The organism is Kiloniella litopenaei (genome assembly GCF_000982415.1).
GTDB classification, from domain to species: Bacteria; Pseudomonadota; Alphaproteobacteria; order Kiloniellales; family Kiloniellaceae; genus Kiloniella; species Kiloniella litopenaei.
The window spans coordinates 85,332-101,629 of record NZ_LANI01000022.1 but is presented as its reverse complement, the minus strand read 5'-3'; the positions used below and the strand labels follow the sequence as shown (position 1 = coordinate 101,629).

Below are 16,298 nucleotides of genomic sequence, written 5' to 3'. Positions count from 1 at the left end.
AATGAGTAAGCTATTGTCAATGAAATCCGCCATTCCTATGGCCCTTATGCTATCTGTTTCCTTTGGCCTGTCCGCATTGACCGCGACGACAAGTTCCGCCCAGGGAATTAAAGCGATTGGACAACACAAGGACTGGACTTCTTACAGCTATACCGAAAATGGGCATAAAGTGTGTTTTATGAACTCGGTTCCCAAGAAAGCTGAAGGGAAGTACAATAAGCGCGGTGATATCTATCTGGTTGTATCTCATAGAGCTGGTGAAAAGCGCTGGGATGAAATCTCTATTCAAGCTGGTTACAGCTATCGTCCGGATTCTCAAGTAACCCTCAGTGTCGGGAAAAGTAGCTATAAATTTTTTACGGCTGGGGATAGCGCCTGGGCTTACAATCAAGAAGATGATCAGAAGGTAATCAACGCGATGATCAAAGGGTCCAAGCTGATCGTCCGTGGTGTTTCCGGGCGTGGAACAAAAACCAAAGACACCTACTCTTTAAGTGGTTTTTCAGCAGCTTATCGTGCCATTAATCAGGCATGCGGTAAAAAATAATACTTTGATATTTGGGTGATGCTCTCTCTGTGACTGTTTTGATTGGGATAAAGCAGTCACTTAGGGGCTATTGAGTGTTTCTAAACCAATGCAAGCGGCTGTTATGCAGTTATTGCAGAGCGAATCCACTTGAACCCGGAAGTGACTCGCTTTATTTAAGCCTCAATCGCAGATAAAATATCTGCCATAAGGATTGATGAGCTATGACCACAGCACCGAAAATCACAGAAGCCACAGCTGAGAATGCAGCCGATGTGCAAGCTAAGCAAGCGCAGAACAGCAATGCTGGCTCTCGGGGGCACGCGAAAGCCTTTGCGCCACCTGCGTCGCATTCAGCTGATGGTCGAAAGATTCTAGTGGGTCTGTCTCGCGAAGAGTTGGAAGCAGAAGTTATCGGTCTCGGCGAAGCGAAGTTTCGCGCCAAACAACTTTGGCAGTGGATTTATAACCGTGGTGCTGCGTCCTTCGAAGAAATGACGTCCCTGGGCAAGCCCTTTCGGGAAAAGCTTGAAGCTGGGTATGTTGTTGGGCGTCCGGAAATTGTCGAAGATCTGATCTCGGTTGACGGTACCCGCAAATGGCTCCTTCGTTTTCCCGATGGAAACGAAGTCGAGACTGTTTTTATCCCTGAAGAAGATCGCGGCACGCTCTGTGTTTCATCACAGGTTGGCTGCACCTTGACCTGTAAGTTCTGTCACACGGGAACGCAGCCGCTTGTTCGTAACCTGTCCCCTAATGAAATTGTTTCCCAGATCATCCATGCCAGAGACGCCATGGAAGAGTGGCCAAGTTCTGCACCCGGACGTCGGGTGACAAACATTGTCATGATGGGCATGGGTGAACCGCTCTATAACTATGAAAATGTCAAAGCGGCTTTGAATATCGTTATGGATGGCGAAGGTCTGACCATTTCCAGACGACGTATTACGCTGTCAACGTCTGGTGTTGTACCTGAAATTCGGCGCTGCGGGGTTGATCTGGGGGTGAACCTTGCGATTTCCCTTCATGCGGTTGACGATGAAACCCGAAGCAAGATCATGCCGATCAACAACAAGTATCCGCTGAAAGAATTGCTGGATGCCTGTCGGGAATATCCGGGTGTCAGTAATTCCCGTCGTATTACCTTTGAGTACGTCATGCTCAAGGATGTGAATGATTCCATGGAAGATGCGAAGAAATTGTTGCAGCTTCTTAAGGGAATCCCGGCCAAGATTAACTTAATTCCTTTCAATCCCTGGCCAGGATCGTTTTTTGAATGTTCTTCGAACAATCAAATCCGACGTTTTTCAAACTATCTTTTTGAAAAGGGTGTATCAGCACCGATCCGCACTACAAGAGGCGAGGACATACTTGCAGCTTGTGGGCAGTTAAAGTCTGAATCAGAAAGAAAGCGTAAAACAAAGAAACCCTGCGCGGCAGAATAACTAAACTAAAAAGGCCCGTTGTCTGACTTTTCCCGATACAGACCTTTTTTATGAAATAGCTCTGCAAAAATTATTCTGATTTTTGCATGATCATATTAAAACCAAGGGGCGGTTTTGCTTCTTGGTGCTCGAGATCCATGCAGAAATTTGAAATATCCCGATCAATTTCCCGGATATATTTCAGGTTCATATTCAGATTGATCCCTGCCATAAGAATATCATCCATCTTGTGCTGGAAGCTGTAACTTGGGCTTGATTCGTAGTTGACGTGCCCAAAATAATCCAGCCCATCTGTATCTTTCCATGGATCTTGTTTGAAATAGGAATAGAGCGGTCTAGACACGCCTTGATCATCTGTTTCGTACATCAGCAATACGGGATGCATTTCTTCGGCAACATAGTATCCACCGGGTTTGATCAGGCTGTGAATGACTTTAAAAAATGCCGAGAGATCTGGCATCCAGCTCATGACGCCAACCGTGGTGAGAACAATATCAAACTGTTCTTTGTACTGATTTGGAATGTCATAGACGTCACTGACAAGTAATTCCATTCGGTCTTGATAGTGTGTGGCTTTGATCAATTGATTTCCTTGATCAATAAAAGCTGAAGCGGCGTCAACACCCAGGCCGTAACTGGCCCCCATTTTAATAACAGACAGCAAGTCCTTTGCGTTGTTGCAGCAAATCTGGGCAACCCGTTTCCCCTGAAGATCAAGACGGCTTAAGGTTTCAGTCAGTTCAGGTTCCAGAGCATTGAAATCAGATTGAGTGACGTCTTGTAATAGCCTTTGCTGGTTTTTCTCTTCATGCCGTGGCGCAGCTTCGTTCCAGGAAATGCGGTTGGCTTCTGTATAAAATTTTCGATCTTGCATTGATTTCGTTCTTTATTCTTTTGAGTGTAATTTAAAAGATGCCGTGATAATGGTGGCACATCATGACAGGGTGCAAGACTAAATAACCTAGCAATCAGGAAGCGGCGTCAGAACACGTTTGGCTTCCGATACCAGTGCTTTTGTCAGTTCTTTCATCAGATCGGTATGTAGATTCCAGATATGCCAATAAAGCGGGACCGGGATTCTATGACCGGGATCTATGGAAACTAAATCGCCGTTATCTATAAAAGGTTGTCCTTGTTGGTTGGGGATAAGGCCGTAAGCAAAGCCTTTAAGCAGGGCATCAACAAAACCGTCACAAGCGGGAATAAGGTGGTGCGGAAATGTTGTAATCCCGAATTTTTGTTCCAGATAGCGGTGTTGGAGCGGATCTTTACGGTTAAAGACCGCAACAGGGATACTTGCCGCATTGACCTTGTTTAGGCCCTCTGGAGCATAGTGTTTTACGAAATCAGGCGAGGCCAGAGGCTGGTAAATCATCTGCCCCAAGGGGATACAACGACATCCTTGAACGGCGAGGGGGCTACCACTGACACAGCCAAGAACTTCCCCCGTTCGCAACAGATGATGGGTTTGTTCTTGATCATCAACTTTGAGTTCCAGAAGTACTTTATTTGTTTCAGTGAATTTTTTAACCGCGCCGAAAAACCACGTGCCAATGGAATCAGCGTTCAGGCCGATGGTGAGGTTTGTAAAACCTTCGTTATTCTGGTTTTTGAGGTCTTCCCCCAACTCGTTTTCCAGCAGGCTTACCTGTTTATAGTGCTTAAGAAGACGTTGACCTGATGCGGTTGCCGTCAAGGGAGTACCGCGAACAACAAGTGTTTGCCCCAGACTGTCTTCAAGTTGCCGTAACCGTTGTGAGACAGCGGACTGAGTAATGAAGAGCTTTTGGGCGGCTTTTTCAAAGCTGCCTTCTTCCAGGATGGCGTTAAGGGTGGCAAGCTGTCTATAATCAAACATTAATTAGTATGGCTAATATCTATTTCATTTCATAAATTTTATTGTAGAGCGCTTTTTCGGTACTGAAAAGGGATGTTGGATAATGACAAAGTTCCGACAAGTTCTGCCAAATAGAAAGCAGCTGGTAGCACAAGGGTGATTTATTGATCATAGTATGTCCCGCACACCTGATACATTTCTCTGAAAGCTGATCCAAAGAGGTTGTTATGCCAAATCTAAAGTTGATTATTGCCAATAAAAATTACTCTTCATGGTCTTTGCGTCCTTGGATCGCGCTAAAAGTAAAAGGGATCGAATTTGAAGAGGTTTTTTCCCAGTTTGATGAAGCAACTGGGCACAGGCACTTTGCGGAGTTCTCACCAACCAAGAAAGTACCGGTTTTAAAAGATGGTGATCTGACCGTTTGGGAATCGCTGGCGATACTTGAATATCTGGCAGAGAAGTTTCCTGATACAGGGCTGTGGCCCGCTGAGCAATCTGACCGGGTTATGGCCCGGTGTATTTCCAATGAAATGCATGGTGGGTTTCTGTCTCTAAGAGCAGAGTGCCCCATGAACATGCGCCGCAAGGAAGAAGCGATCAGTGTTTCAGAAGGCGTTCATAAAGACCTGCGACGGATTATTGAGATCTGGCGCGATTGTCTGGAAAAATCCGGTGGTCCTTTTCTGTTTGGTGACTTCTGCAATGCTGATGCGATGTTTGCCCCGGTCGTCAACCGTATTGCCAAGTATCAGTTAAGTGATGATCCTGTTGTGAAACGCTATTCTTCTGCAATGACAGACCTTCCGGCCTGGCAAGAATGGGAAGAGGCCGGAAAGGCAGAACCCTGGATTGTTCAGGAAGATGAAGCATAATTAAGAAATCTAATGCAGTATAAATATTATAAGCATTACTTGTTCTTTGTGATTGTCTAAGTTGAAACCATTGAGATCAAAACTAAGTGGCTTTAGCTGATTTAACAGGAACGAGATAATGTTTGGGATTGCTGCACCCTTTTTTCAGGGAATGGGTATTGGCGCTGGGTTAATTATCGCGATTGGGGCACAGAATGCCTATGTTCTTACCCAGGGCCTTCGTCGTAACAATCAATATCTTATTGCTTCACTCTGCAGTTTTATTGACGCAGTACTGATAACTGTTGGCGTGGCGGGTATGGGGGTGTTGATCACCTCAATCCCCTTGCTTTTGCATTTTACAATGTGGGGTGGTGCCCTTTTTCTTTTTGTCTATGGTTTAAAGGCATTCAAATCAGCCCTAAACCCAGATGTTTTGACAGTAGAGCAAAATCGCGGCCCAGATACACTTATCAAAGCTGTGCTGACCACGTTGGCTGTTAGCCTTTTAAATCCGCACATCTATCTGGATACTGTGATCCTGTTGGGGTCTATTGGTGGCCAATACCCCGCAGATAGCAGAATATGGTTTGGGGCGGGGGCTGTTGTTTCATCTTTCCTATGGTTTTTCTCGCTCAGTTTAGGGGCACAATGGTTGGCACCTCTATTCAAAAGGCCGATTGCATGGCGCATCCTGGATAGCTTCATTGGTGTTATTATGTGGGCAATTGCCTTGTCGTTGGTGATGAAAGCGGTGTCATAGGGCATGAAAAAGCCCCGGATAGAAAATGATCCGGGGCTTGGGTTGATTTTGTAACTATTGACCGCGAACAGAATTAAGGAACTGATCTACATTTTCTGTTAGCAGAGAGCTTTCTTGATCAATCTTTTGGACTCCGCCTATGACCTGTTCCATTGATTGATTGGTTTGGTTTAGGGCGGTGGAAACTTCTTGTACACGTTCGGCAATAACGGAACAGTTATTCGCAGACTGATTGACTGTCTGGCTGATCTCGCGGGTTGCACCACCTTGTTCTTCTACGGCTGTTGAGATTCCGCTGGCGATTTCATTTATTTCCTTGATGACATTATCAATTTGCTCTGCAGCGTCAACAGCACTGCTGATCTCGCTTTGGATATTGCCGATAAGGGAGCGAATGTCCTCTGTCGCCGATGTGGTCTGGTTTGACAGGTTTTTAACTTCGGCGGCAACAACAGCAAATCCCTTTCCTGCCTCTCCGGCACGGGCGGCTTCAATCGTGGCGTTTAGCGCAAGAAGATTGGTTTGTTCGGCAATTCCACTGATCATACTAATGACATTTTCAATTTCCTGAGATCCTTCATTAAGGCGGGAAATATTACCGTTCATTGTTGCCGCACGTTCAACAGCATTGTTTGAACAATCTGTTGATTTATTGACCAGGTTAGAGATTTCAGAAATAGATGCTGAAAGCTCTTCAGTCGCGGCAGCAACAGTAGATATGTCATTGGACATGGCCTCACTTGCGCCACTGATTTCCTGTGCTTCTCTTTGCGATCCAGCGGCTAGGTTTTGCATTTCTTTGGCCTGATCACGCATAACGGTGACATTGCTGGAAAGAATACCAATGGATGAACCAACAGAGGCATCAAAATCGTTTGCCATTTTTTCTGCGTTCTGTCGCTTTTCTTCCTCTACGCGGGCCTCATTGAGTTCTTGTTCTGCTTTTAGTGCTTCTGCTTCGCGTGAAACGTTCCGAAGTTGGGCCAGGGCAAAGCCCATTTTACTGATTTCATCATTTCCGTTACGCATAATACTTGTCGTCAAATCGCCATTGGCAATTTGTTCCATGGAATGAACGAGTCCCATAAGACGGCTTAGCAGAGAACGAACAACATACAGCCAGCCAATTAATACAGACACAACCAGTGCTGCGACTGCTATGACAATCATTATGATTTCTGTTTGTTTGGATGATGCTTTGTTTTCTTCTGCCGTGACAGCAATACCTGCTTCGGTATTGCTTACAAGTTCACTGATTTGCCCCGAGAGATTTTCTGCGATCGCTCTGGTTTCTTCCATGATCGCGTTGCTTTTATTCTGCGCTGTCAGCTCGGCTTTGCGAAGGGTAAAGATATTATTCTGAAGATCTCCCTTGCTACCAAGAGTTAAGAGATTTTGGAAAAGTTCTGAAAGTTTTTCCACCTTCTGGGTTTGCGACAGTTTCGAAAGGGGTGTCGCCATTGAACCTAGAGACGTCAGGAAAAGCTGTTCAATTTTCTCAATATCTTCCAGCGTATTGGTTTGTCCACCTTCTGCGAGAAGACCAATTAGAAGGTTGGTTGATCCTTTAAAATCTAATAAGCCCTGTTGTAACTGGAACAGCTGTAGGGGCTCACCTTCTCCATCGATGACACCAAGCCTAACTTTGATAAGGTGGGGTGCGATCTCTTTGGCAACCAATTCTCTGTAGGATGATAGTTGTTTCCCCAATTCTTGTCTGCGGAGTGCGTAGGTTTGTTTTTCATTCCCCAATTCGCGAAGTTCGTCAATTTTTGGTCCGATATCGCCCAAACTTGTTTGGATATTGTTGACGGTTTCCTGGCTGACATTTAGCTGGGTTAGGTTTGATAGGTGGCCTTGGGCAGACAAAATAGAGCTTTGTAGCTCTAAAAACCTTTGATCACGTAGTGCTGTATCTGATGCTGACTCTAAAAGCGGTGCGGTTGCAGCCAAGCGTGATATTTCCTCGGAAAGTTTCAGCGCTGCGGTTATAGCGGGGACAGTTTCTTCTGTGAGGGCTTGTTGGGTTTGGGAAAGTTTGGACAGATTATACCAGCTTATACAACTAACCAGAATAGTCATTGCAGCGACTATACCAAAAGAAAGAATAAGGCGTTTACCAATACCAAACTTTATTTGCGGTGCTTCATTTGTAGCTTGGCTTACTTCGTTATCTTCCAACGTGTGATTATTATTTATATTGTCATCGATAACGCTGGTGCTGGTTTCTTCTGTATTAGGCATGTCGCCAACGTTTTCATCCCCTACGTCCTCTTTATGGGAATCATTAGTATTTGGGACGTTCATACCTCTTGCTCCTTAACCGCACAATTATTGCTTCTATTGAATTTTGAGCAGAAGCTTAAAGTGCAAAAGGTAAATAATTTGTCATGATGCTTAAAAAAATTGTTCTTCCTGTGAAATGATTAAATAAATCTTTTAAAAACAAATTATTAGAGTTGCTTAATTTCTTGAAGTTTACGGGTTTTCTCTTTTTTGATTCATATTTTTCTATAGTGGAAAACTTGACCAATCCCCCTAGGGGGGATATCAAAATGAAAACAAACATAACCTTTGGTAAGACTTTTATTATGCTTAGCATTCTAAAAAACAGGATTTACCGGAATTTGTTTGCTGCCCAGATTTTGTCCCTGATGGGCAGTGGATTAACAACGGTTGCTCTTGGCCTTCTTGCATATGACTTGGCCGGGGCAAATGCGGGGGCTGTTTTAGGAACTGCCTTAGCTCTTAAAATGGTTGCCTACGTCGGAATTGCCCCGGTTGTTGGGGCATTTGCTGACCGGGTGCCGCGTAAAAGTTTTTTGGTTACTCTGGATTTATGCCGTGCAGGCATGGTGCTGTTTCTTCCCTTTGTAACGGAAGTCTGGCAGATCTATCTACTGGTGTTTTTATTTCAGTCCTTTTCTGCGGCCTTCACCCCGACTTTTCAAGCGACGATCCCTGATGTTTTGCCAGAAGAGAGTGATTTTACAAAAGCATTGTCTTTGTCCCGCTTATCTTATGATCTGGAAGCCTTGTTGAGCCCACTTGTTGCTGGATTATTATTATCTATCATGAGCTTTCATTGGTTGTTTTTGGGAACGATTATTGGCTTCCTGGCCTCTGCTATACTTGTCATTTCCGTCATTCTGCCCAAAGTCGAACCAACGGAAGAAGAGAAAAACTTTTTTAGAAAAGTTTCTCGCGGGACCAGAATTTACCTCGCGACGCCTCGATTGCGAGGTTTGCTTGCCTTGAGCTTCGCTGTTTCTGCAGCTGGTGTCATGGTGATTGTAAATACCATTGTTTACGTACGTGAAGTACTTGATGGCAGCGAGAGTGACGTCGCTGTTTTTCTTGGGGCGGCCGGTTTGGGATCTATGTGTGTTGCCTTGAGCTTACGAAAAATACTTGATGAGTTCGAACCACGATCCATCATGCTTCTGGGAGCTGTGGTCCTGTTAATCACTCTTGTCGCGGGTTCGTTTGAGCTGACCTACAGCCTTGCTTTGATTGTCTGGTGTTTGATTGGGGCAGGGACCTCCTTAATCCAGACACCGGGTGGTTTGCTCTTAAAGCGCTCGGCACATAAGCAGGACCTCCCCGCATTATTTGCCAGTCATTTTGCCTTGTCACACGCCTGCTGGCTTATTGCCTATCCGGCTGCTGGCTGGTTGGGGCTTTACCTCGGATTATCAGAAACGTTTCTGGTCAGTGCAGGTGGTGTACTTGGCGGGTTGGTCGTTGCCATGATTGTATGGCCAGCAAAGGATAGTGCCGTGTTAACTCATGAACATCCGGAAGTGTCTCATTTGCATTTGCATACACATGATGAACACCACCAGCACGAACACGAAGGCTGGGAAGGGCCAGAACCGCATCGCCACCCCCATTATCACCCCAAACAGGTACACAAGCATGCCTTTGTGATTGATAGCCATCATGAGCTCTGGCCGAACAGGAATTAGTTCTGCCTGTCCAAACGAATGTCACAGTTCAAATTAACGTCACAGAACTGTGACGTGCCGTGTTTTTACCCCTTAATGATCTCTGCTTACCTTGAGAGTGTTCGAAGGTCGCGAGGATATTATGGTCTTTATTTCTGCACAAAGGGCTTTTGCCCTGCTGTTGTCTATGTTCCTCTGTGTGTTACCACTGCACCTTCAGGCTCAAAATGCTCAACATACCCCTCTTCTTGTTGAGCAGAGTCTGCAGGTTGTAGTGGGCAGTCATGAAGACAGGGATAGAAATCTTGCGATTTTCGAACAACGCGGAAAGACAGATGTCGTTCCTGCTTTGATTCAAGCACTTCGTTTCCAACCCGACAGTGCCCGGCTTAGATCAACACTGGTTTCTTTGACAGGACAGCCAGATCAAAGCTGGGGCGATTGGATGCTTTGGCAAGAAGAACACCCCGAAGTTAAGCCCTTTGATGGCTTTGATATTTTCAAGGCCCGTGTTGCTCAATTGATTGATCCGAATTTTGCTGACTTTCTTTTTCCGGGTGTTCGTCATTCTATTCGGTTAGAGGAAATAGCATGGGGTGGCGTTCAAAAAGACGGTATCCCCTCGCTGGATCGTCCAGGAATGATTCCCGCGAGAAAAGCCGATTACATGCACGATGATGATCTGGTGTTTGGCGTTTCCATTAATGGCGATACCAGAGCTTACCCGCTCCGCATTATGAATTGGCATGAAATGTTCAATGACGTCATTGGGGGTGTTCCGGTTGCCTTGGCTTACTGTACGCTTTGCGGGTCGGGCATTTTGTACGAAACTGATTTGGGTGATGGAAAAGAGCCGTTGATTTTTGGGTCATCGGGTTTTCTCTATCGCTCAAACAAGCTTATGTTCGACAGAAGGACGCACTCGCTCTGGAACCAGTTTACGGGACGTCCGGTTGTCGGTACTTTAACGGGGACAGATCTTGAACTTAAAACCAGACCTGTGACCATTACAAACTGGGAACAATGGAAGGCGCACCACCCAAAAACAACGGTTCTTGATATTGATACAGGGTTTCGAAGAGACTATGGATCCGGCGTTGCTTATAGCGAGTATTTTGCCTCACCAGAACTGATGTTTCCGGCCTTGGTGGATCAAAGTGAAAATACCGCAAAATCTTATGTTTTTGTTCTGCGTATAAAAGGCAGAGAGCAGGCTTGGCCGCTTTCGAAATTTCGAAACGGTCAGGTTATTGAAGATACAATAGATGGGCAGAAAGTGATTTTGATAGGGGATGAAAAGACCAGAACAGTTCGGGCCTATGCTGGAAATGGTGACGTTTTTTCTCTGTCAGAAAAGAGTGATTATCTTGAAAGCAATAGTGGTAGATGGAAGATTACAGAGGACGCACTGGTTTTGAGTGATGGCCGTAAACTGAAACGTTTGCCGGGGCACATTTCCTATTGGTTTGCCTGGAACAACTATAGTCAATCCGGGGCCTTTGCCAATTAGTGTTCAACCTTGTCTGACCTTTTGAAGTACAGGGCAACATGATCTACAAAAGCCTTAACTCGCGGTGCTAGATGCCGCCGGTGAGGATAGATTACATAGGCACTTCTGTCATAGGCTTCGAATTCTTCAAGAACGCGGACAAGGCGGCCCACTGCGAGGTCTTCTTTGACGGTGGAAATCAGGCACATACCAATGCCGTGACCTTCTAAAGTCATTTTCTTAATAGGTTGGGCCGCATTGACGCGTGCGCGAGGCTTGATGGTTAACGCTGTTTTTTTTCCATCAATAACAAAGTCCAGTTGATTTGTCGGACTGATGGTTGATCCAAGAATACAATCATGATCGATTAATTGATTGGGATGTGTTGGTGTTCCGCGTTCTTTTAGGTATCCTGGTGTCGCACAAAGCAGGTATTTGTATTTAGCGAGGTGTCTGGCAATTAGACTGCTATCGTTGAGGGTGCCTAATCTTATCGCGACGTCTATTCCCTCTTGAATAATATCTACTGTTCTTTCTTCCAATCTTAAATCCAGTGTGACTTCGGGGTGAAGTTTCATAAAGTCATTGGCGCAATCGACCACGATCTCTTCACCGAGAACTCTGGGGGCTGTGACGCGAAGATGCCCTTTTATAGAGTCAGTTTGTTCACTGACGAGATCAAGTAATTCATCACTTTGTTCAATGATTAAAAGCGATCGATCATAAAACTCTTGCCCGAGTTCGGTGACGCTAACTTTACGTGTCGTTCGGTTGAGAAGACGGGCTTGAATTTTTTCTTCAAGGTTTTTGACATGTTTACTGGCGAGCATCGTTGAAATGCCCAGGCTCTTTGAAGCTGCGGTGAAGCTACCGTGTTCAACGACTGCGGTAAAAACACGCATACTCTTAAGTGTATCCATTATTATATCTATTTTGTTTATAATTATGTCCAATATCTATGGGTAGTAAATAAAAGGCTAGTAAATTATTTTATTAACAGATGGCGGGGAATTCTCCGTTTCTGAAATGAGTGATCAATATTTTGATTTAGAATTCCAAGGGTTAGAAAATGATTAAATTATATCGCCATGCACTTTCCGGTCATGCGCATCGTGTTGAACTGTTTCTCTCATTGCTGGAACTTGAGTACGAGTTGATTGATGTCGATTTGATGGCTGGCGCGCATAAGGATGCAGAATTTTTGAAAATGCATCCCTTTGGGCAGGTTCCTGTTCTTGATGATAACGGTATTATTCTGTGGGATTCCAACGGTATTCTTATCTATCTGGCCCGTACATACGGTGGTGAGGCCTGGAGCTTGGGTTCGCCACAGGAAGAAGCAGCAATACAAGGCTGGCTTTCTATCGCAGCCGGCCCGATTGCATCTGGTCCTGCGACGGCACGTTTAGTCACTGTGTTTGGTGCAAAGCTTGATCATGACGTTGCCAAAGCACGTGCGGCAACGCTTTTTGAAACGATGAACAAGATCCTTGATGGACAAAGTTATCTGGTTGGGGCGAAGGTAACTATTGCTGATATCGCAGCTTATACCTACATCGCACACGCGCCTGAAGGCGGCGTTTCTCTTGACCCTTATCCTAATATCCAGGCCTGGGTTTCCAGAATTGAAGCGCTGCCAAATTTTGTTGGCATGCAAAAAACACCTTTGAGTGACGCAGCCTGATCACAGGTTTAAATGTTGGGCTCTGAATAAATTTTCGTTCAGAGCCCTTATGTTCTCTCCCCTAAAAATTAGCGATACGTATAGCGGATCAGGAGCTCTGTTATGGACACATCCTTTTTTGATCCTGAAACCACGCCCTTTCACAAAGGGGAGTTGGCTGTTCAGCAGCGTCTTGGGGTTCTTGAAAATGTTCACCACTATGCCCCTAAATTTGTGCGTGATTTTTTACCGGATCAACATCGTGAATTTTACGGGAAATTGCCGCAACTTGTCGTTGGATCATTGGATCAAAAGGGACGTCCATGGGCATCAATGATCGTTGGGCAGCCAGGTTTTATTAGCTCCCCTGACCGGGAAACACTTATTATCGATAATGCGCCTTTATCGGGTGACCCCCTGTCTGAAAATCTGGAAATCGGATCTCCGCTGGGCTTTCTGGGAATTGAATTCCATTCGCGGCGAAGAAACCGTTTGGCAGGCAAGATGCAGGGACGAACAGCCGGCATGGGGTTTTCAGTTAAAGTCGATCAAAGCTTTGGCAACTGCCCGCAATTCATTCAAGCGCGGACCCCCGTTTATGATGAAGACCGAGGTCAGAACAAAACAAGTCAGAAACCTTCCCATGTGTTAGGGCCGCATACCGAGAAGCGTTCCAAAATCTTGGGTAGGATGGCTAAAGAGATAATTGGCAAAGCGGATACATTTTTTATTGCGTCGGCCTATTTTCCCGACAGCAGTGATCGTCGCTTTGGCGTTGATGTGTCTCATCGTGGCGGTAAACCCGGATTTCTGAAAGTGGTTGGTGATGAAACGTTATTGTTTCCCGATTTTCCGGGTAATAACCATTTTAATACTATAGGCAATATAGAGATTTACCCAAAAGCTGGTTTGCTGGTTCCTGACTTCGAGACTGGTGATCTTCTTTATATCACAGGACAGGCAGAAATTATCTGGGATGGGCCAGAGGTTCAGGCTTTTGCCAATGCGCAACGTCTGGTTCAGATCAGGGTGGAAGAAGTTCTGCTTGTTGAAAAGAGTCTGCCGTTGTCCTGGACGTTTGAGAGCTATTCGCCTTTTCTTGATCAGATAGGTACTTGGGAAGAAGTTGAAGAAATGCTCTCGGCTTCTAGGGACCAGAACTCGTGGCGGCGATACGTTGTCGCTAAGATAGAGAAAGAAAGCGAAAGTATTTCATCCTTTTATCTGATGCCGGAAGATAAAAAGGCGCTGGCGAGTTATGAACCGGGTCAACACTTGCCAGTTCGGGTGCGTATGCCGGACGATCTATCGAAACGAGAAGGCAAAAAAGTAAGAAGAACTTACACAATTTCTAATGCTTTTAACGGTCGTTATTATCGCCTTTCAATTAAACGCGAAGAAGCCGGATCAGTTTCCAAATATTTCCATGATTGCGTGAAACCGGGCGATATTATTGAAGCGCAAGGGCCCCGAGGTGATTTTTATCTGGATAGAGAAAGTACACGACCCGTGGTGCTTCTTTCTGGGGGTGTTGGTGTGACACCAATGATGGCGATGGCGGAAACTTTATTGGAACAAGAGAAAAAGTTCCCTCTTGGGCACAAAATCCATTTCATTCATGGCACACGGAATGGGACGGTGCATGCTTTTAAAAAATATACAAATGCCCTGTCCTCCTGGTTTGACTGCTTTGACGTAACGAATGTTTATTCTCAGCCGGAATCTTCTGATGTTTTGGGAGAGGGGTTTCAAGCCAAAGGGCATATTGATTTGAATTTTCTGAGGAAATATCTGCCTCTTGATGATTACGATTTTTACCTCTGCGGTCCAAAAGGGTTTATGCAAACTCTCTACGAAGCTCTGAGGACATTGGGGGTGCACGAGGAACGTATTCGTTATGAAACCTTTGGCCCTGCCATGGTGCTAAAAACAAGTACAGCAGAAGAAAGTGGCAGCTTGGAAATGGCGGATCAAAATGATCTTCCCCAAGAACACGTGATGGTTCGATTTGCATCGACAGCTCAAGCGGTAGAATGGCGTCCTGAAAAGGGCAGTTTGTTACAGTTGGCTGAAGAAAATGGTCTCTTTCCTGATTTTTCTTGTCGGGTCGGGAATTGTGGTGCTTGCGTCACGAAACTGAAGTCCGGGGCGGTTTCTTATCCGAAAGGGTATTCAGCAGCAATTTCAGGCGATGAGGTTCTTTTATGTTCTGCTGTGCCCAAGAAGGTATCGATGAATTCTGATGACGATGGTGAAGTGGTGTTGGATCTCTAGATAAATAAACTAATTTAATTAGGTAAAATAATTGCAATTTTTGCAGCAATTCCTGCGGACAATACTTGCTCTGGATCAGGATTTACCTATACTCCCGGCAGATTTACCGAAAAACGGCACTTATGCCTTCTTGCGGCATGGCCACTATTTGCAGAGGCGTGAACTCTTATGGGCGATATCAAAAAAGTCGTACTTGCCTATTCAGGCGGACTTGATACTTCAGTTATCCTGAAATGGCTTCAGGAAACCTACAATTGTGAAGTTGTGACTTTCACGGCGGATCTTGGTCAGGGCGAAGAGCTGGAGCCAGCACGCAAAAAAGCGGCGGCTTGTGGCGTTAAAGATATCTATATCGAAGATGTCCGTGAAGAGTTTGTCAGCGATTTTGTTTTCCCGATGTTCCGCGCCAACGCTGTTTACGAAGGCGTTTATCTGTTGGGAACGTCAATCGCACGTCCGCTAATTTCCAAACGCTTGATTGAGATCGCCGAAGAAACTGGCGCCGATGCTGTTGCCCATGGTGCAACAGGTAAAGGAAATGATCAGGTTCGTTTCGAGCTAAGTTGCTATGCGTTGAACCCGGATATCAAGGTTATTGCTCCCTGGCGCGAATGGGATCTGACATCCCGTACAAAGCTGATCGATTTTGCCGAGAAGCACCAAATTCCAATCGCCAAAGACAAGCGTGGCGAAGCACCGTTCTCTGTTGATGCCAACCTTCTGCATACTTCTTCAGAAGGTAAGGAAATGGAAGATCCTTGGGTTGCACCGGGTGAGCATGTTTATCAGCGTATTGTTTCGCCGATGGCGGCACCTGATGAAGCAACCGAGATCACTATTGAGTTCAAAAAGGGTGATGCCGTTGGAATCAATGGTCAGAAAATGTCTCCGGCTGAAATCCTTACCAAATTGAATGAGTTGGGTGGGGCGAACGGTATCGGTCGCCTTGACCTTGTTGAAGGCCGTTTTGTCGGGATGAAGTCTCGTGGTATCTACGAAACACCGGGTGGCACAATTTTGCTGACCGCACATCGCGCTATCGAATCCATCACGCTGGACCGTGGTGCGATGCACCTGAAAGATGAGCTGATGCCGAAATATGCCGAGCTTATCTATAACGGTTTCTGGTTTAGCCCAGAGCGTGAAATGTTACAGGCAATGATCGATAAGTCTCAAGAGCATGTCGAAGGTACTGTGCGTTTGTCCCTCTACAAAGGGAATGCAATCGTGACCGGGCGTGAATCAGCAAAGTCACTTTACAGTCTTGAGCACGTGACCTTCGAAGAAGACAGTGTTTATGACCAGCGCGACGCAGAAGGTTTCATTAAGTTGAACGCCTTGCGTTTGAAGCTTCTGAATAAACAAAGATAAGATCGTTTACTGTAAATTTAAGCGTATTCGGAACATTTAGATAGGCCAGCTGAGATATCTTAGCTGGCTTATTTTTTTGAATTCTTACTCCAATTGCAATTACGGTTTTGTGATGAGAGTACCTATTGT

Annotated in this window: 13 protein-coding genes; 9 read left to right on the top strand and 4 right to left on the bottom strand. The window is 45.5% G+C overall.

What is annotated here, in order from left to right:
• The first annotated feature begins 1 nt into the window (after window position 1).
• On the top strand, window positions 2-547 hold the full coding sequence (locus tag WH95_RS15190) for an invasion associated locus B family protein (protein WP_046508781.1): 546 nt from the start codon (window positions 2-4) through the stop codon (window positions 545-547).
• 203 nt (window positions 548-750) lie between these two features.
• A complete protein-coding gene (gene rlmN, locus WH95_RS15185; RefSeq protein WP_082114183.1) occupies window positions 751-1,971 on the top strand; it encodes a 23S rRNA (adenine(2503)-C(2))-methyltransferase RlmN in 1,221 nt (406 codons plus the stop codon).
• A 70-nt stretch (window positions 1,972-2,041) separates the two neighbouring features.
• On the opposite strand, the gene WH95_RS15180 is transcribed toward rlmN, so the two are convergent.
• Complete coding sequence (locus tag WH95_RS15180; RefSeq protein ID WP_046508779.1) at window positions 2,042-2,845, bottom strand: class I SAM-dependent methyltransferase; 804 nt, start codon at window positions 2,843-2,845, stop codon at window positions 2,042-2,044.
• A gap of 87 nt (window positions 2,846-2,932) precedes the next feature.
• Window positions 2,933-3,829: a LysR family transcriptional regulator ArgP gene (locus WH95_RS15175; RefSeq protein WP_046508777.1), complete on the bottom strand. Its 897-nt coding sequence runs from the start codon at window positions 3,827-3,829 to the stop codon at window positions 2,933-2,935.
• A gap of 206 nt (window positions 3,830-4,035) precedes the next feature.
• Between WH95_RS15175 and WH95_RS15170 the strand changes: the two genes are divergently transcribed.
• Both WH95_RS15170 and WH95_RS15165 read left to right on the top strand, forming a co-directional pair.
• Window positions 4,036-4,683, top strand: a complete 648-nt coding sequence (locus tag WH95_RS15170; RefSeq protein ID WP_046508776.1) for a glutathione S-transferase family protein — start codon at window positions 4,036-4,038, stop codon at window positions 4,681-4,683.
• Window positions 4,684-4,801: 118 nt separating this feature from the next.
• The gene (locus WH95_RS15165; RefSeq protein WP_046508772.1) at window positions 4,802-5,425 is read left to right on the top strand and encodes a LysE/ArgO family amino acid transporter; all 624 of its coding nucleotides are present in this window, start codon (window positions 4,802-4,804) and stop codon (window positions 5,423-5,425) included.
• Window positions 5,426-5,479: 54 nt separating this feature from the next.
• On the opposite strand, the gene WH95_RS15160 is transcribed toward WH95_RS15165, so the two are convergent.
• The gene (locus WH95_RS15160; protein WP_046508769.1) at window positions 5,480-7,732 is read right to left on the bottom strand and encodes a methyl-accepting chemotaxis protein; all 2,253 of its coding nucleotides are present in this window, start codon (window positions 7,730-7,732) and stop codon (window positions 5,480-5,482) included.
• Between the two features lie 248 nt (window positions 7,733-7,980).
• On the opposite strand from WH95_RS15160, the gene WH95_RS15155 reads away from it, so the two are divergent.
• On the top strand, window positions 7,981-9,393 hold the full coding sequence (locus WH95_RS15155) for an MFS transporter (protein WP_245622983.1): 1,413 nt from the start codon (window positions 7,981-7,983) through the stop codon (window positions 9,391-9,393).
• 121 nt (window positions 9,394-9,514) lie between these two features.
• Window positions 9,515-10,882 (top strand): DUF3179 domain-containing protein, encoded by a 1,368-nt coding sequence (locus tag WH95_RS15150; protein ID WP_046508767.1) that lies wholly within the window; start codon window positions 9,515-9,517, stop codon window positions 10,880-10,882.
• Here the strand turns inward: WH95_RS15150 and WH95_RS15145 are convergent.
• Window positions 10,879-11,781, bottom strand: coding sequence for a LysR family transcriptional regulator (locus tag WH95_RS15145; RefSeq protein WP_046508765.1), 903 nt, complete (start codon window positions 11,779-11,781; stop codon window positions 10,879-10,881). The two genes, WH95_RS15150 and WH95_RS15145, sit on opposite strands and share 4 nt — an antisense overlap.
• 149 nt (window positions 11,782-11,930) lie before the next feature.
• Between WH95_RS15145 and WH95_RS15140 the strand changes: the two genes are divergently transcribed.
• From WH95_RS15140 to WH95_RS15130, 3 genes are all read left to right on the top strand, one after another.
• The gene (locus WH95_RS15140) at window positions 11,931-12,545 is read left to right on the top strand and encodes a glutathione S-transferase family protein (RefSeq protein WP_046508763.1); all 615 of its coding nucleotides are present in this window, start codon (window positions 11,931-11,933) and stop codon (window positions 12,543-12,545) included.
• 102 nt (window positions 12,546-12,647) lie between these two features.
• Complete coding sequence (locus WH95_RS15135; RefSeq protein ID WP_046508761.1) at window positions 12,648-14,798, top strand: FAD-binding oxidoreductase; 2,151 nt, start codon at window positions 12,648-12,650, stop codon at window positions 14,796-14,798.
• A gap of 168 nt (window positions 14,799-14,966) precedes the next feature.
• Window positions 14,967-16,169 carry an argininosuccinate synthase gene (locus WH95_RS15130; RefSeq protein ID WP_046508760.1) on the top strand — a complete coding sequence of 401 codons (1,203 nt, stop codon included), beginning with the start codon at window positions 14,967-14,969 and terminating at the stop codon, window positions 16,167-16,169.
• Window positions 16,170-16,298: the final 129 nt, after the last annotated feature.

Bases quoted from the DNA above. Each gene is read 5' to 3' on its own strand.
- WH95_RS15190 (WP_046508781.1), top strand. From the start codon at position 2: ATGAGTAAGCTATTGTCAATGAAATCCGCCATTCCTATGGCCCTTATG.
- rlmN (WP_082114183.1), top strand. From the start codon at position 751: ATGACCACAGCACCGAAAATCACAGAAGCCACAGCTGAGAATGCAGCC.
- WH95_RS15180 (WP_046508779.1), bottom strand. From the start codon at position 2,845: ATGCAAGATCGAAAATTTTATACAGAAGCCAACCGCATTTCCTGGAAC.
- WH95_RS15175 (WP_046508777.1), bottom strand. From the start codon at position 3,829: ATGTTTGATTATAGACAGCTTGCCACCCTTAACGCCATCCTGGAAGAA.
- WH95_RS15170 (WP_046508776.1), top strand. From the start codon at position 4,036: ATGCCAAATCTAAAGTTGATTATTGCCAATAAAAATTACTCTTCATGG.
- WH95_RS15165 (WP_046508772.1), top strand. From the start codon at position 4,802: ATGTTTGGGATTGCTGCACCCTTTTTTCAGGGAATGGGTATTGGCGCT.
- WH95_RS15160 (WP_046508769.1), bottom strand. From the start codon at position 7,732: ATGAACGTCCCAAATACTAATGATTCCCATAAAGAGGACGTAGGGGAT.
- WH95_RS15155 (WP_245622983.1), top strand. From the start codon at position 7,981: ATGAAAACAAACATAACCTTTGGTAAGACTTTTATTATGCTTAGCATT.
- WH95_RS15150 (WP_046508767.1), top strand. From the start codon at position 9,515: ATGGTCTTTATTTCTGCACAAAGGGCTTTTGCCCTGCTGTTGTCTATG.
- WH95_RS15145 (WP_046508765.1), bottom strand. From the start codon at position 11,781: ATGGATACACTTAAGAGTATGCGTGTTTTTACCGCAGTCGTTGAACAC.
- WH95_RS15140 (WP_046508763.1), top strand. From the start codon at position 11,931: ATGATTAAATTATATCGCCATGCACTTTCCGGTCATGCGCATCGTGTT.
- WH95_RS15135 (WP_046508761.1), top strand. From the start codon at position 12,648: ATGGACACATCCTTTTTTGATCCTGAAACCACGCCCTTTCACAAAGGG.
- WH95_RS15130 (WP_046508760.1), top strand. From the start codon at position 14,967: ATGGGCGATATCAAAAAAGTCGTACTTGCCTATTCAGGCGGACTTGAT.